Source organism: Salmonella sp. 32010601201800023SM, from assembly GCF_017572235.1.
In the GTDB taxonomy this organism is placed as follows: domain Bacteria; phylum Pseudomonadota; class Gammaproteobacteria; order Enterobacterales; family Enterobacteriaceae; genus Salmonella; species Salmonella enterica.
This window is the reverse complement of sequence record NZ_JAGEQS010000002.1, coordinates 672,655-690,111: the sequence shown is the minus strand read 5'-3', so window position 1 is coordinate 690,111 and position 17,457 is coordinate 672,655. Positions and strand designations below refer to the sequence as shown.

Annotated in this window: 4 protein-coding genes and 1 other RNA gene; all 5 read left to right on the top strand. The window is 56.8% G+C overall.

Features of this window, described 5'->3' with window-relative positions; translation table 11 throughout:
* Nucleotides 1-592: 592 nt before the first annotated feature.
* Nucleotides 593-12,067: a biofilm-associated protein BapA gene (bapA, locus tag J4617_RS10690; protein WP_208290691.1), complete on the top strand. Its 11,475-nt coding sequence runs from the start codon at nt 593-595 to the stop codon at nt 12,065-12,067.
* A 64-nt stretch (nt 12,068-12,131) separates the two neighbouring features.
* Nucleotides 12,132-13,541 (top strand): TolC family outer membrane protein, encoded by a 1,410-nt coding sequence (locus J4617_RS10685; protein WP_000533864.1) that lies wholly within the window; start codon nt 12,132-12,134, stop codon nt 13,539-13,541.
* The gene (locus tag J4617_RS10680) at nt 13,538-15,718 is read left to right on the top strand and encodes a type I secretion system permease/ATPase (RefSeq protein ID WP_000196142.1); all 2,181 of its coding nucleotides are present in this window, start codon (nt 13,538-13,540) and stop codon (nt 15,716-15,718) included. The genes J4617_RS10685 and J4617_RS10680 overlap by 4 nt, the downstream gene beginning before the upstream one ends.
* A gap of 7 nt (nt 15,719-15,725) precedes the next feature.
* Nucleotides 15,726-16,889 (top strand): HlyD family type I secretion periplasmic adaptor subunit, encoded by a 1,164-nt coding sequence (locus J4617_RS10675; protein ID WP_072100740.1) that lies wholly within the window; start codon nt 15,726-15,728, stop codon nt 16,887-16,889.
* A gap of 71 nt (nt 16,890-16,960) precedes the next feature.
* Nucleotides 16,961-17,323, top strand: a transfer-messenger RNA (tmRNA) gene (ssrA, locus tag J4617_RS10670).
* The last annotated feature ends 134 nt before the right edge of the window (nt 17,324-17,457 follow it).

The window sequence follows — 17,457 nt, the reverse complement described above, 5'->3', positions numbered from 1 at the left end:
TCTCAGTATGAAGCTGGTCAATGTTCATATCTCATGCATGCCTCGAAAATATATTCTCTGTGTCTGACGCTTATCAATAGCAATAAATACCACAACAAGAATATATTCTTTGTTTAAAAAATTTTTATAGCCTAATAACACAATACTTCAAATGATTTTTATAAAATTTAATATTGCTGAATACCTTCACAAAAGGTATTGTTTTTATGTTAAAAAAGAAAAAGAAGATTAAATTAAAACTCATTATAAAACATAAAGATAAATAAAAAACCATCATGCGTTGTTAGCCTACCCCACCTCTCCTTAACACAAACTTCGTTATATTTCAGACGCACTAACACCTTTATCAATAGATCTTAATTTGCAGAAAGATTTTTTTCTGACTATATCATCTAATACGAAAGCACTAGTCAGGCACAAAAAACAAAGGGTTATTCGGCGAGAAAACCAGACCTTCACCTACGCTCATAAAAAAGAATATGGCGACGGAAATTCATCTCTCACGATGAACGGGAAGGCTCGTCTACGCATTTTGCCCTGAACGTCGTGCCCGTTAATTAATACACAGAGCAAATCCATCAGGAGCTAATTTATGCGTCTACTCGCCGTGGTTTCGAAATTGACTGGCGTCTCCACCACTGTGGAATCCTCAGCGGTCACTCTTAACGCCCCGTCAATTGTTAAATTATCAGTGGCCCGGGAGGAAATTAGTCAACTTACGCGCATTAATCAGGATCTGGTGGTGAGGCTCCATTCCGGCGAAACGATCACGATTAAAAACTTTTACGTTACCAACGATCTGGGCGCAAGCCAGTTAGTACTGGCAGAAAACGATGGCACGTTATGGTGGGTAGAAAATCCGCAAGCCGGGCTACATTTTGAACAAATCGCTGATATTAATGAGCTGCTGGTCACTTCCGGCGTTTCCCATGAAGCAGGCGGCGCCGTTTGGCCGTGGGTACTGGCTGGTGCGGTGGCGGCTGGCGGTATTGCCGCTATCGCGTCTTCCGGCGGCGGCGATTCCCACCATCATTCGGATGGCGATAATCCGCCCCCCGATAACACCAATCCTGACGGTAATCCCCCTGATAACAGCAATCCCGGCGGCAGTACCCCCAACGGCAATACTCCAGGTAGCAGTAATCCTGTAGATACTACCCCGCCTCTCGCTCCCGGCGAATTATTGATTTCAGCGGACGGAAAAACGGTGAGCGGCGAGGCCGAAGCGGGCAGTATCATTACCATCAAAGATCCCTCAGGTAACGTCGTTGGCGAGGGCAAAGCGGATAGCGACGGTAAATTTAGTATTGATCTGACAGCGCCACAGATTAGCGGCGAACAACTTACCGTGACCGCGACTGACGATGCCGGCAATACCGGCCCATCCGCAACCATTGATGCGCCCAACATTCCTCTCCCCGATACACCGGTTATCACCGCCGCTATCGATGATGCCGCTCCCCTCACCGGCACGCTGAGCAATAATCAGTTTACGAACGACAGTACCCCCACTCTGGAGGGCACCGGCAGCGCAGGCACAGTCATCCATATTTACGCCAATGGTCAGGAAATAGGCTCAACAACGGTTGATACCAGCGGAAACTGGCGTTTTGCCATTACCAGCGCGCTAGCGGATGGGGAAAATCATTTCACCGCCATTGCGACTAACGTTAAAGGCGAAAGTAGCGAATCAGCCCGCTTTACGCTGACTATCGACACACTCAGCCCCGATGCCCCACGCGTTGAACTGATTGCCGATAACACCGGTTTGCTCACCGGGCCGCTACAGAATAATGACCGGACTGACGAGGCAAAACCGCTATTTTCCGGGCAGGGAGAGGCAGGCAATACCATCACGATTAAAGAGGGTTCAACCGTTATCGGCAGCGCTACCGTAGACGAAAATGGACGCTGGACCTTTACGCCGACTACGCCGTTAAGCGATGGCGAACATACCTTTACCGTCGAACAAAGCGACAAAGCCGGAAACACGAGCCGCGTGACGACAACGCCTACTATCATTGTGGACACCACACCGCCTGACGCCGCTATCATTGATAATGTTGCGAAAGACGGCACAACCGTTAGCGGCACCGCTGAAGCTGGCAGTACCGTGTCGATCTATGACCCGGCGGGAAATTACCTGGGCTCCACGATTACCGGAGAAAATAACCACTTCAGCATCACGCTGAATCCGGCTCAGACCCACGGCGAGCGTCTGGAAGCGCGTATTCAGGACGCCGTCGGTAACATCGGCCCCGCCACGGAGTTTACCGCTTCTGATTCACAGTATCCTGCCCAGCCGACTATCCTTACCGTGACGGATGACGCTGGCGCCGTTACCGGGCTACTGAAAAATGGCGATGCCACAGATGATAACCGCCCAACCCTCAGCGGTACTGCTGAACCAGGCAGTACGATATCGATTAACGATAATGGCTTTCCTGTACCGACCTTTCCGCCCATTGTCGCTGACGCTGACGGCAAATGGAGCTTTACCCCCTCGCTGGCGCTTGCCGATGGCGACCATGTCTTTACCGCTACCGCGACCAACGATCGCGGCACCAGCGGGCAGTCCGTCTCCTTTACCATTGATATCGACACGCAGCCGCCGGTGCTGGAAGGCCTGGCGGTTAGCGACGTCGGCGACAGACTCACCGGCACTACGGAAGCTGGCAGTACTGTGGTTATCAAAGACAGCCTGGGAAATACGCTCGGGAGTGGAACGGCAGGCGACGACGGTACCTTCTCAATAGGTATTAGCCCGGCGAAAATTAACGGCGAAACATTAAGCATTAGCGTTACCGATAAAGCCGCGAATAGCGGTCCGGTAGAAACGCTGAACGCGCCGGATAAAACTGCGCCTGCGGCACCGGACGGTCTTATCGTGGCGACCGACGGTCTGTCCGTAAGCGGTCAGGCGGAAGCCGGGGCAACGGTCACTATCCGCGACAGTAGCAACACCGTACTTGGCAGCGCCGTCGCTAATGGCAACGGACAATTTATCGTTCCGCTGAATACGGCGCAGACTAACGGCCAGGCGCTTATCGCTACCGCCACCGATGTCGCGAAAAACGAAAGCGCCGCCGCGACGGTTATCGCGCCGGACAGTACCGCGCCGGAAATGCCAAAAAACGTGGTAATTAGTGAGGATGGCACCAGTATCAGCGGCACCGCCGAACCGGGTAGCGCCATCACGATCGCCACGCCGGACGGCAAGCCGCTTGGCAGCGGCAAAGCAGATGGCGAAGGTCATTTTACCCTTCCCCTCGTCCCCGCACAGACCAACGGCGAACAGGTTACCGTCACCGCCACCGACAGCGCCAACAATGTCAGCCCGCCAACTACAGCGCAAGCGCCCGATATCACCGCCCCGGATAAGCCCATTATCACTCAGGTGCTGGACGATGTTGAAAGCTTCACCGGGCCGCTGGTTAACGGACAAACCACCAATGACAACCGCCCCACCCTTAGCGGTACGGCGGAGGCTGGCGCGCGTGTCGAAATTTTTGATAACGGTGTTTCGCTGGGACTCGCCACGCTACAGCCCAACGGCGCCTGGACGTTTACGCCGTCGCAAAATTTAGGTGAAGGCGCGCATCGACTGACCGTAATCGCAACCGACGCTAAAGGCAATGCCAGTCCGGCCGAGTCATTCGACCTGGTGGTCGATACGCAATCGCCGCAGCAACCGGTAATCACCTTCATTACAGATGATGCGCCGGGTATTCTCGGTAGCGTCGCGCATCTGGGGCTCACTAACGACAGCACGCCAACGATTAACGGTACAGGTGAACCGGGTTCCACAGTACACCTGTATCAGAATGGCGCCCGGATAGCAGATATTATCGTCGGTAATTCCGGCGTCTGGAGCTACGCCTACACCACGACCTCGCCACTGGCGGACGACACCTACACCTTTACTGTGACGGCCAGCGACAGTAACGGCAACACCACGCCTTTTTCGACCGATTTTACGATTACCATTGATACCCAGGCCCCTGCCGCCCCCGGCGTTATCGGCGTAGCTGACGGCGACGGAAATACGATTGATACCAATCAGATTACCCAGGAATCCCAGCCCCGGTTGAGCGGTAGCGGCACCGCAGGCGACACAATCATCCTTTACGATAACGGCAATGCCATAGGTCAGGCGCTGGTCGGCACGGACGGGCGCTGGCAGTTTACGCCGCCTGCCGCGCTGGGCGACGGCGACCACCTTCTGACCGCTCGCGCCAACGATCCGGCGGGGAACGAAAGTCCCGAATCCCTCAGCTTTACCCTGCGCGTCGATACCCAGGCGCCGGATGCGCCGCAGATCGTGTCAGCCGCCATCACCGGCGGAGAAGGCGAGGTGCTACTGGCAAACGGCAGTATTACCAATCAGCGTATGCCGACCCTCAGCGGCACCGGCGAACCCGGCGCCATCATCACCCTGTACAATAACGGCGTAGAACTGGCTACCGTCCAGGTCAATCCACAGGGTAGCTGGACCTATCCGCTAACCCGTAATCTGAGCGAAGGATTAAACATCCTGACGGCCACCGCCACGGATGCCGCAGGCAATAGTAGCCCCACCTCCAGCGTTTTCTCCGTTACCCTTGATACCCAGCCTCCAGCGCAGCCTGACGCGCCGCTAATCAGCGATAACGTCACGCCGGTTATCGGCAACATCGGCAATAATGGCGCAACGAACGATGCCACACCGACCTTCAGCGGCACGGGAGAGATCGGCAGCACGATTATTCTCTACAATAATGGCAGTGAAATTGGTCGCACAACGGTAGGCGATAACGGTAGCTGGAACTTTACGCCTGCGGCACTGACGCCAGAAACCTATACCATTACCGTCACGGAAACCGATATAGCGGGCAATATCAGTCCGCCTTCCGCCTCAGTCACTTTTACGCTAGACACCACTGCGCCCGCCAATCCAGTTATCACTTTTGCCGAAGATAACGTCGGCGAAGTCCAGGATACTATTGTCAGCGGCGCAACCACTGACGACAATACACCGGTCATTCACGGCACTGGCGACATCGGCAGCATTATTACGCTCTATAACGGCAGCAGCGTTTTAGGCGTAGTCACCGTCGATGAGACCGGCACCTGGACGCTAGCGGTGACCAGCGCGTTGCCGGATGGCGTCTACACCCTGACCGCCATTGCCGCCGATGCCGCCGGAAACAGCAGCGGCGTATCGAACAGCTTTACCTTTACCGTCGACACCGTTCCGTTGCAGCCGCCCGTCGTCAATGAAATCCTTGACGATGTTGCGCCAGTGACCGGGCCATTAACCGATGGCGCCTTTACTAACGATCGGACGCTGACTATCAACGGCAGCGGCGAAAACGGCAGCACCGTCACGATTTACGACAATGGCGTGGCAATCGGGACGGCGCTCGTCACCGACGGAACCTGGACATTCAATACGCCCGAATTGTCAGAAGCCAGCCATGCGCTAACCTTCAGCGCGACTGACGATGCTGGAAATACCACGGCGCAAACCCAGCCGATCACCATTACCGTGGATATCACCGCCCCGCCCGCGCCAACAGTCCAGACGGTGGACGACGATGGCACGCGCGTGGCCGGACTTGCCGATCCTTACGCTACCGTTGAAATTCATCATGCCGATGGCACCCTGGTCGGCAGCGCTGTCGCTAATGGCACCGGTGAATTCGTCGTTACGCTCAGTCCGGCGCAAACCGATGGCGGTACGCTGACGGCAATTGCTATCGATCGCGCGGGGAATAACGGCCCGGCTACGAATTTTCCCGCTTCCGACAGCGGTCTGCCCGCCGTCCCGGCCATCACGGCGATTGAAGATGATGTCGGGAGCGTACAGGGGAATATTGCGGCGGGCGGCGCCACGGACGACACCACGCCGACGCTGCGCGGCACCACGGATATCGGCTCTACCGTTGAAGTTTTCATTAATGGCGATTCGGCAGGCTTTGCCACCGTTGACGCCAGCGGGAACTGGATCTTTGAGATCACGACGCCATTAAGCGAAAGCACACATTACTTCACCGTCCAGGCAACCAATGCGAATGGCCCGGGCGGCCTGTCCGCACCGGTCGGGATCACTGTCGATCTTAGCGCGCCGGCGCAACCGGTTATTACCAGCGCAACGGATGATGTCCCCGGCATGACCGGTACGCTGGATAACGGCGCGCTCACCAATGATTCACGCCCGACGCTCAACGGAACGGGAGAAGCAGGCGCCACGATCCGCATTCTGGATAACGGCGTAGAAATCGGTTCCGCCACGGTAGATCAAAGCGGCAACTGGCGCTTCACCCCGAACGCGCCGCTGGAGAGCAACGCGCACATCTTTACCGCCGTAGCGACCGATCCCGCCGGCAATAGCGGCCAGCCTTCGGACGGCTTTACGCTGAACATTGACGCGCAGGCGCCAGATGTGCCGGTTATCACGTCCGTGATTGACGATAACAACCAACCGACCGTTCCGGTGTTACCGGGGCAATCCACCGACGATCGGCAGCCAATACTGAACGGAACTGGCGAACCTGGCGCGACAATCACCATTTTTGATAACGGTACGCCGCTTGGCACGGCTCAGGTAGGCGAAAACGGTAGCTGGACCTTCCCGGTGCCCCGCAATTTGTCAGAGGGAAGCCATAATCTGACGGTTAGCGCTACCGATCCGGCGGGCAATACCAGCGCGGTCTCCGCGCCGTGGACGATCGTGGTCGATATTACGCCTCCGGCGATCCCGGTTCTCACCTCCGTCGTGGATGACCAGCCCGGTATTACCGGTAACCTGGTTAGCGGGCAGCTAACGAACGATGCGACGCCCACCCTGAACGGGCGCGGAGAGGCAGGCGCGACGATTAATGTCTATCTTGACGGTAATTCCGCGTCCATCGGTACCACGACGGTGAATAGCGACGGCACGTGGAGTTTCACGCCGCAGACGCCGCTTGCAAACGGTAGCCACACGTTCACCCTTAGCGCCACCGATCCGGCGGGTAATAGCAGCGCGGTGTCCAGCGGATTTGTGCTGACGATTGACGCCACACCGCCCGCCGCGCCGGTTATCGCCAGCGTGGCAGACAATACGGCGCCGGTAACGGGCATCGTCCCCAACGGCGGCTCGACGAACGAAACCCGACCAACACTCTCGGGTACCGGTGAGGCGGGTACAACCATCTCGATTTATAATGGCAGCGCGCTGGTCGGCACGGCGCAAGTTCAGGCCAACGGTAGCTGGAGCTTTACACCGTCTACCTCGCTGGGCGCGGGCGTCTGGAACCTGACGGCGACAGCAACCGATGCGGCAGGCAATACCAGCGCCGCGTCCGAAATACGCTCGTTTACTATTGATACCACGGCTCCCGCCGCGCCTGTTATTGATACGGTCTACGACGGTACGGGCCCCATTACCGGCAATCTGAGTTCAGGACAGATCACAGACGAGGCGCGCCCTGTCATTAGCGGCACCCGTGAAGCCAACACAGCTATTCGTCTCTACGATAACGGCACGCTGCTGGCTGAAATTCCCGCCGACAATAGCAGTAGCTGGCGCTACACGCCCGACGCCTCGCTGGCGACGGGCAACCATGTAATCACCGTCATTGCCGTTGATGCCGCAGGCAACGCCAGCCCCGTTTCAGACAGCGTTAATTTCGTCGTCGATACCACGCCGCCGCTGACGCCAGTAATCACATCAGTCAGTGACGATCAGGCGCCAGGCCTCGGCACGATCGCGAACGGCCAAAATACCAACGATCCTACGCCAACCTTCAGCGGCACCGCAGAAGCCGGCGCCACGATCACACTCTATGAAAATGGTACGGTCATTGGCACGACAACGGCTCAGCCTGACGGCGCGTGGAGCGTCTCCACCTCAACGCTGGCAAGCGGAACGCACGTCATCACCGCCGTCGCCACCGATGCCGCAGGAAACAGCAGCCCGAACAGTACGGCTTTCACCCTGACGGTCGATACCACCGCGCCGCAAACGCCGATCCTGACGTCCGTAGTGGATGACGTCGCGGGCTGGGTCACAGGAAATCTCGCTAATGGTCAGATAACCAATGATAACCGCCCCACGCTGAACGGCACTGCCGAAGCGGGCAGCGTGGTCAGTATCTATGATGGCAACACTCTGCTTGGCGTCACCTCGGCTAACGCGGGCGGCGCGTGGAGCTTCACGCCGACGACAGGGTTAAACGACGGTACGCGCACATTAACAGTGACCGCCACCGACCCGGCAGGCAACGTTAGCCCGGCCACCAGCGGTTTTACTATCGTGGTCGATACCCTTGCGCCAACGGTTCCGCTTATAACCAGCATCGTTGATGATGTCCCGAACAATACCGGCGCCATTGGCAATGGACAATCGACCAACGACACACAGCCGACGCTCAACGGTACTGCGGAAGCCAACAGCGCGGTAAGCATCTTCGATAATGGCGCGCTGGTCGCGACCGTGAACGCCAATGCCAGCGGCAACTGGAGCTGGACGCCAACCTCCGCGCTCGGCCAGGGAAGTCACGCCTATAGCGTTAGCGCCGCCGATGCGGCTGGCAACGTTAGCGCCGCTTCGCCATCGACAACGATTATCGTGGATACCATTGCGCCCGGCGCGCCCGGCAACCTGGTCATCAATGCTACCGGTAATCGCGTGACGGGCACCGCGGAAGCAGGCAGTACAGTGACGATTACCTCTGAGACTGGTGTGGTACTGGGAACCGCCACCGCCGACGGTACAGGCAGCTTCACCGCCACACTCACGCCCGCGCAGACCAATGGTCAGCCGCTACTGGCATTTGCCCAGGATAAAGCAGGCAACACAGGCATTGCCGCCGGATTTACCGCGCCCGATACGCGTGTGCCGGAAGCACCGATCATCACCAACGTAGTAGATGATGTGGGTATTTATACCGGCGCTATCGCCAACGGCCAGGTCACTAATGACGCACAACCCACATTGAATGGTACCGCTCAGGCGGGCGCCACGGTGAGCATTTATAACAACGGGGCGCTGCTCGGCACCACCACGGCGAACGCCAGCGGAAACTGGAGCTTTACCCCGACAGGCAATTTGACCGAAGGCAGCCACGCCTTCACCGCCACCGCGACTAACGCCAACGGTACAGGCAGCGTCTCCACCGCCGCGACGGTGATTGTCGATACGCTGGCGCCCGGTACGCCGTCAGGTACGCTCAGCGCCGATGGCGGTTCACTTTCCGGACAGGCAGAGGCAAACAGCACCGTAACCGTCACGCTGGCGGGCGGCGTGACGCTCACCACCACCGCCGGCAGCAACGGCGCATGGTCTCTCACCTTGCCGACAAAACAAATTGAAGGTCAACTCATTAACGTGACGGCGACTGACGCTGCGGGTAACGCCTCTGGCACGTTAGGCATTACCGCGCCGGTTCTGCCGCTGGCGGCAAGGGATAACATCACCAGCCTTGATCTGACCTCTACCGCCGTCACCAGCACGCAAAGCTATTCGGATTACGGCCTGCTGCTGGTTGGCGCGCTTGGCAATGTCGCCTCGGTTTTGGGTAACGATACCGCTCAGGTTGAGTTCACCATTGCTGAAGGTGGTACGGGCGACGTCACCATCGATGCCGCCGCAACGGGAATCGTGCTTTCACTGCTCAGTACTCAGGAGATTGTGGTACAGCGCTACGACACCAGCCTCGGCGCCTGGACGACGATCGTCAACACCGCCGTTGGCGACTTCGCGAATTTGCTTACCCTGACCGGGAGCGGCGTTACCCTGAACCTGAGCGGACTGGGCGAAGGCCAGTACCGGGTACTCACTTATAATACCAGTCTGCTCGCCACCGGGTCATATACCAGCCTGGATGTCGATGTACACCAGACCAGCGCAGGTATTATTAGCGGGCCAACCATCAGTACCGGCAACGTCATGGCTGATGATACCGCGCCGACGGGCACCACGGTCACCGCCATCACCAACGCCAACGGCGTCAGTACGCCGGTCGGCGCGGGTGGCGTGGATATCCAGGGACAATACGGCACGCTGCACATTAATCAGGATGGCAGTTACACCTACACGCTGACTAAGCCCACGGCGGGATACGGACATAAAGAGAGCTTCACCTACACCATCACCCAGAATGGCGTCGGTAGCAGCGCCGCGCAACTGGTTATTAATTTGGGTCCCGCGCCTGTACCGGGCAGTGTGATAGCGACAGACAATAACGCCTCTCTGGTCTTTGATACTCACGTTAGCTACGTCAACAACGGTCCCTCGACACAAAGCGGCGTCACGGTATTAAGCGTCGGACTTGGTAATGTACTGAACGCGAATCTGCTTGATGATATGACTAATCCGATCATCTTTAACGTTGAAGAAGGCGCTACGCGAACCATGACGTTACAGGGAACCGTCGGCGGCGTCTCACTGGTTTCCACGTTCGATCTGTACGTTTATCGCTTCAACGATGCCATTCAGCAATATGAGCAGTTCCGGGTGGAAAAGGGCTGGATTAACACCCTGCTGTTAGCCGGACAGTCCCAGCCGCTGACCCTGACGTTGCCTGGCGGCGAATACCTGTTCGTGCTGAATACCGCCAGCGGCATTAGCGTCCTCACTGGCTATACGTTGGCGATTTCCCTGGACCACACCTATGCCGTTGACAGTATCACCGCCAACACCACCGGCAACGTACTGACCAATGATGTCGCCCCTACGGGCGCCCTCCTCACTGAAGTAAACGGCGTGGCGATTGCGGCGACCGGCACGACGGAGGTAAACGGGCTGTATGGCTCGCTCATCATTGACGCAAGAGGCAACTATACCTACACGCTGAAGAACGGCGTCGGCGCCGACAGCATTAAAACGCCGGACAGCTTTATCTATACGGTCAAAGCGCCAAACGGCGATACCGATACGGCCTCGCTCAATATCACGCCAACCGCCAGGGCGCTGGATGCGATTAATGATGTCAGCGATACCCTTAGCGTCGCCACGCTTCAGGATACCGCTGCCTGGCTGGACTCCAGCGTCGGCAGCGCCAGTTGGGGGCTACTCGGCAAATCGGGCAGCGGGAGCGGCACCTTTGACGTTGCAACGGGCACCGTACTTAAAGGCGCGTCACTGGTTTTTGATGTCTCCACGCTCATTACGCTGGGCAATCTGAATATTAGCTGGGCCATTCAGGAGAACGGGACCGTCATACGCAACGGAACCGTTCCGGTGGCGAATATCACGCTGGGCAGCGCGACGGTGACCGTTAACCTGAGCGGCCTGGAGCTGGATGCCGGAACGTACACGCTTAACTTCACCGGCACCAATACCCTGGCCGGGGCGGCGACAATCACGCCACGCGTCATCGGCACCACCGTCGATCTGGATAATTTTGAAACGTCCGGAACGCATACCGTTCTCGGCAATATTTTTGACGGCAGCGATGCGGCGGGGGCGATGGATCAGCTTAATACGGTGAATACCCGCCTGAGCATTAGCGGGTATAACGGCAGCGCCGCCACGCTGGACGCCGCGGCGAATACCACCAGCGCCACGATTCAGGGACATTACGGCACATTGCAAATTAACCTCGATGGCGCTTACACCTACACCCTGAATAATGGCGTCGCGATGTCGTCCATCACCAGTAAAGAGGTCTTTACCTATCAACTGGATGACAAGATGGGTCATACGGATAGCGCCACATTGACCATTGATATGGCGCCACAAATCGTCAGTACCAACCAAAACGATGTTCTCATCGGCTCCGCCTATGGCGATACGCTGATTTACCATCTGTTAAACGGCGCGGACGCGACCGGCGGCAACGGCGTCGATCGCTGGCAAAACTTCTCTACCGCGCAGGGCGACAAGATCGATATCCACGAACTGCTGACCGGCTGGGATCACCAGGCGGCGACGCTGGGTAACTTTGTTCAGGTTCATACCAGCGGCGCCAATACGGTGATATCCGTCGATCGCGACGGCGCCGGCAGCGCGTTTAAATCAACCGACCTTGTCACTCTGGAGAATGTGCAGCTCACGCTAAATGATCTGTTGCAGAACAACCACCTGATAACCGGCGGTTGATAAAAAAGCCCCGAACGCCACGACGTTCGGGGCAACAAGCGGTGATATTTAAAAGGGATAAACTATGGGAAGAGTCGCGCCTGTCGCCATCGTACTGGCATTTGCTTTGTTTCATCACCAGCCCCGGGGCGCAGAAGCGCCGCCAATGATTACATCCGAAGGATTAGCAACGGACCAGATGCTTCCTTCGCTGGATGGCTCCGCCGCTGAGTTGCCGCTCAGCGCCGCCGCGCCGGGCAACCTGACGCTCAATGACGCGGTCAATCGCGCCGTTAACTGGCATCCTTCTATTCGCGAAGCCGTCGGCAAACTGCTCGCACAGAATGAACAAATAGAGGTCGCCAAATCGAAATATTATCCGCAAGTCAGCGCTGGCGTGAACAATGGGTACAGCAATACCTACACCGATCACGGGTATAGCCCCTCGCTAGTGCTGTCGGTATCGCAAATGCTTTATGACTTCGGCAAAGTGGCAAGCCAGGTTCGCGCCGAAACCGCAGGCGCAGCACAGCAACAGGCCAATGTGTTGCTCAGTATTGATACCGTCGCGCACGAAACCGCCAACGCCATTGTACAAACGCAGAGCTGGCAGCAAATGGTAGAAGCGGCGGAAGAACAGCTCGTCGCGCTGGACGGCATCGGTAAACTTATCCGGCAGCGCAGCGATGAAGGCGCTACGTCGCTATCTGACGTAGTGCAAACCGAAGCCAGAATCGAATCCGCCCGCTCGCAACTGGCGCAGTATCAGGCCAATCTCGATAGTGCGAAAGCCTCACTGATGAGCTGGCTGGGCTGGAATTCGCTTAACGGAATCAATAATGACTTCCCGGCGAAACTCGCTCGCAGCTGTGAGACGGCGACTCCCGACGATCGACTGGTGCCCGCGGTACTGGCCGCCTGGGCGCAGGCCAACGTTGCGCGGGCGAATCTGGACTATGCCAGCGCGCAAATGACGCCGACGATTTCGCTCGAACCTTCTGTACAACATTATCTTAATGATAAATATCCCAGTCATGAAGTGCTGGATAAAACCCAGTATTCCACCTGGGTAAAAGTTGAGATGCCGCTTTATCAGGGCGGAGGGCTGACTGCCCGACGCAACGCCGCCAGCCATGCGGTAGACGCGGCTCAGTCGACCATTCAGCGCACCCGGCTTGATGTCCGCCAGAAACTGATAGAGGCGCGCAGCCAGGCAATGAGTCTTGCCAGCGCGTTACAAATCCTTCGTCGGCAACAGCAGCTTAGCGAACGCACGCGCGAACTGTATCAGCAACAATACCTTGACCTCGGTTCCCGCCCGCTGCTCGACGTGCTTAATGCGGAGCAGGAAGTTTACCAGGCGCGTTTTGCCGAACTGCAAACGGAAAGCCAGTTGCATCAGTTGCAACTGAACTGTCTGTATAACACCGGCGCGCTTCGTCAGGCGTTCGCGTTAAATCATCGCAGCATTCAATCCGTGGAGATCCAGCCATGACCCGCGCCGCCCCCGATGTAGAAGAGGTACTCAGTGAGCGCGCGCTAAGCCAATGGGCGCAGGCCATCAGCCATGTCGCCGGTCATTATCGCGTTGCCTGTTCTCCCGGTTCAATTCAGGCCAACGCCCCGTGGTTTAGGGGTAAAAGCAGAACGACCGCCTTAACGCAGCTCGCGCGGCAGGCGGGTTTATCCTTTCATGCGCCGGACATAGACAAAACGGCATTTAGTCAGTGGCGATTGCCGTTGGTTGTCGAGCTCCGGGGCGGGCAGTTATTGGTCATCGAACATGTTAATGGCGAAGATGCGGTAGACGTTTTTGTGATTGAAGAAGAGGGTCAGCGTAACCGCCTGACGCTCAGCGAGTTATTGCCGGAGATCCTCTATGTTGCCGCGCTACGCCCGCTATCGGCGCTCAAGGATAGCCGCGTCGACCGCTATATCTCCCGCTTTAAACCTGACTGGATGCGCGAGCTGGTTCTGCAGGATATTCGCCCTTATTTACCGGTAATGGTCGCCGCCTTTCTGATTAACGTGCTGTCGCTGGCCGGGATTGTGTTCTCTATGCAGGTTTACGATCGGGTGATCCCCGCTCAGTCATATCCTACCCTGTACGTTCTCTCCTTCGGCGTGCTGGTAGCGGTGCTGTTCGGTTTTCTGCTGCGTGAAGCGCGTACGCACATTATGGACGTGCTCGGTAAACGCGCCGATATGCGCATTTCCGATCGGGTATTCGGTCATGCGTTAAGGCTGCGCAACAGCGCTATTCCCCGTTCCACAGGCAGTTTTATCTCGCAGTTACGCGAACTGGAGCAGATCCGCGAGATGATTACCTCTTCAACGCTGGCGACCATTGTCGATCTGCCTTTCTTTTTCCTGTTTATGATAGTCCTGGCGATTATTGCCCCACCGCTGGCATGGATAGCGCCCGTGGCGGCTCTGCTGATGATCCTGCCGGGCGTCGCACTGCAAAAAAAACTGGCTGTCCTCGCCAACCAGGCCGCCCACGAAGCGACGCTACGCAATGCAGTCTTGGTCGAAAGCGTTCAGGGGCTGGAAGATATTAAACTGATGCAGGCGGAGAACCGCTTTCTTCAGCAATGGAATAGCTATATCCGTATTACCGGCGAGTCGGGTCTACGCACCCGCAAACTCACGCAAGGGCTTATCAGTTGGGGGATGTCGGTACAAAGTCTGGTGTATGCCGCAGTGATTATGTTCGGCGCGCCGATGGTTATTGAAGGCAGTATGACTACCGGCGCCGTGGTCGCCGCGTCGATGCTCGGCTCGCGGATGATCGCGCCAATGGCTAACCTGTGCGGCGTGCTGGCGCGCTGGCAGCAGGTGAAAGCGGCGAAGATGGGTCTCGACAACATTATGCAACTGCCCACCGAGACACAGCATGACGATAGCCTGATACACCGCGACATCCTCCACGGGCATTACCTCTTTGAAAACGCTCAGTTTCGTTACCATAACGACGATCAACGCATACCGCTGCGCCTCGTGCGTCTGGAGATCATGCCAGGCGAGCGGATTGCGATACTGGGGCGTAACGGTGCGGGTAAATCCACACTTTTACAGGCGATGGCGGGCGGCCTGGAGATGATTCAGGGAGATGCCCGGCTTGATAATCTCAGCTTGTCGCACATCGATATGGCGGATTTACGCCGCAACATCGGCTTTCTTAGCCAGAACGCGCGGCTTTTCTTCGGCACCCTACGAGAGAACCTGACGCTCGGCGCGCCGCACGCCAACGATGAACAGATTTTTGACGCGCTCGAAGTCAGCGGCGGCGCCGTCTTCGTCAGGCGGCTGGCAAAAGGGTTGGATCATCCCATTATGGAGGGTGGTAACGGCCTGTCCGGCGGGCAGCGTCAGTCCCTGTTGCTGGCGAGAATGCTGCTGCGCTCCCCCAATATTGTGCTACTTGACGAACCCAGCGCCTCGCTGGACGAGCATACGGAACGAGAGTTTATTCAGCGGTTACATCAGTGGCTTGGCAATCGAACCCTGGTCGTCGCGACGCACCGGGTACCAATACTGGAGCTGGTTGAGCGTGTCGTTGTCCTGAAAGAAGGACAACTGGTGATGGATGCGCCAAAAGCGCAGGCGCTTAACGCGGATCGGATGCAAAGTCACCGTCGGGAGTGGAAAAATGAAAATCAATCAGCATGATGCCGCGATGGACGATCCCGATATTCAGCGTGAACGGGCGTTTTCCGGCGCGGGTCGTATTGTTCTGATCTGCTCACTGTTATTTCTCATTTTCGGCATCTGGGCGTGGTTTGGCCGACTGGATGAGGTTTCCACCGGTAACGGGAAAGTGATCCCCAGTTCACGCGAACAGGTTCTGCAGTCGCTGGATGGCGGCATTCTGGCGCAGTTGACGGTGCGGGAAGGCGACAGAGTTCAGGCTAACCAGATTGTCGCCCGGCTTGATCCGACGCGTCTGGCGTCCAATGTGGGTGAAAGTGCGGCAAAATATCGCGCTTCACTCGCCTCCAGCGCACGGTTAACCGCGGAAGTCAACGACTTACCTCTCGCCTTCCCCGCTGAGCTGAACGGCTGGCCGGATCTGATTGCCGCAGAGACGCGTCTCTATAAAAGCCGCCGCGCGCAACTGGCCGATACCGAAGCCGAGCTACGGGATGCGCTGGCGTCGGTTAATAAAGAGCTGGCCATTACCCAGCGTCTGGAGAAAAGCGGCGCGGCCAGTCATGTTGAAGTGCTACGCCTGCAACGACAAAAAAGCGATTTAGGCTTAAAAATTACCGATCTGCGCTCACAATATTATGTGCAGGCACGCGAAGCGTTATCGAAAGCGAACGCTGAAGTCGATATGCTCTCCGCCATTTTAAAAGGACGCGAGGATTCCGTCACCCGCCTCACCGTGCGTTCGCCGGTACGCGGCATTGTTAAAAATATCCAGGTCACGACGATTGGCGGCGTGATCCCGCCTAACGGCGAGATGATGGAGATAGTGCCGGTAGACGATCGTCTGCTGATTGAAACCCGCCTTTCGCCGCGTGATATCGCCTTTATTCATCCCGGCCAACGCGCATTGGTTAAAATTACCGCTTATGATTACGCCATTTACGGCGGGCTTGACGGCGTGGTGGAGACCATTTCACCGGACACCATTCAGGATAAAGTGAAACCGGAAATTTTCTACTATCGCGTGTTTATCCGCACCCACCAGGACTATCTACAAAATAAATCAGGACGCCGTTTTTCGATTGTTCCAGGCATGATCGCCACGGTGGATATCAAAACCGGTGAAAAAACCATTGTCGACTATTTAATCAAACCGTTTAATCGCGCGAAAGAAGCACTGCGCGAGCGGTAAATCGTTGAAGATAAGAAGATACGGGGGCTGGTCACGCGTGTCACAAGTCTGTTATACTTACCTTACACATTGGGGCTGATTCTGGATTCGACGGGATTTGCGAAACCCAAGGTGCATGCCGAGGGGCGGTTGGCCTCGTAAAAAGCCGCAAAAAAATAGTCGCAAACGACGAAACCTACGCTTTAGCAGCTTAATAACCTGCTTAGAGCCCTCTCTCCCTAGCCTCCGCTCTTAGGACGGGGATCAAGAGAGGTCAAACCCAAAAGAGATCGCGCGGATGCCCTGCCTGGGGTTGAAGCGTTAAAACGAATCAGGCTAGTCTGGTAGTGGCGTGTCCGTCCGCAGGTGCCAGGCGAATGTAAAGACTGACTAAGCATGTAGTACCGAGGATGTAGGAATTTCGGACGCGGGTTCAACTCCCGCCAGCTCCACCAAATCATGATCCGGATACGTCCGGTGAAGTACAGAAAGCCCGCACAGCACAAGCCCTGCGGGCTTTTTTGTGTCTGTCGTTGTCCGAGAACATCCGGCTAAATCCAGTGTTTATTGGTATACGTTTTGGTATACG

What these genes read in the sequence shown, in the direction of transcription:
- bapA (WP_208290691.1), top strand. Translation starts at nt 593, where the DNA reads ATGCGTCTACTCGCCGTGGTTTCGAAATTGACTGGCGTCTCCACCACT.
- J4617_RS10685 (WP_000533864.1), top strand. Translation starts at nt 12,132, where the DNA reads ATGGGAAGAGTCGCGCCTGTCGCCATCGTACTGGCATTTGCTTTGTTT.
- J4617_RS10680 (WP_000196142.1), top strand. Translation starts at nt 13,538, where the DNA reads ATGACCCGCGCCGCCCCCGATGTAGAAGAGGTACTCAGTGAGCGCGCG.
- J4617_RS10675 (WP_072100740.1), top strand. Translation starts at nt 15,726, where the DNA reads ATGGACGATCCCGATATTCAGCGTGAACGGGCGTTTTCCGGCGCGGGT.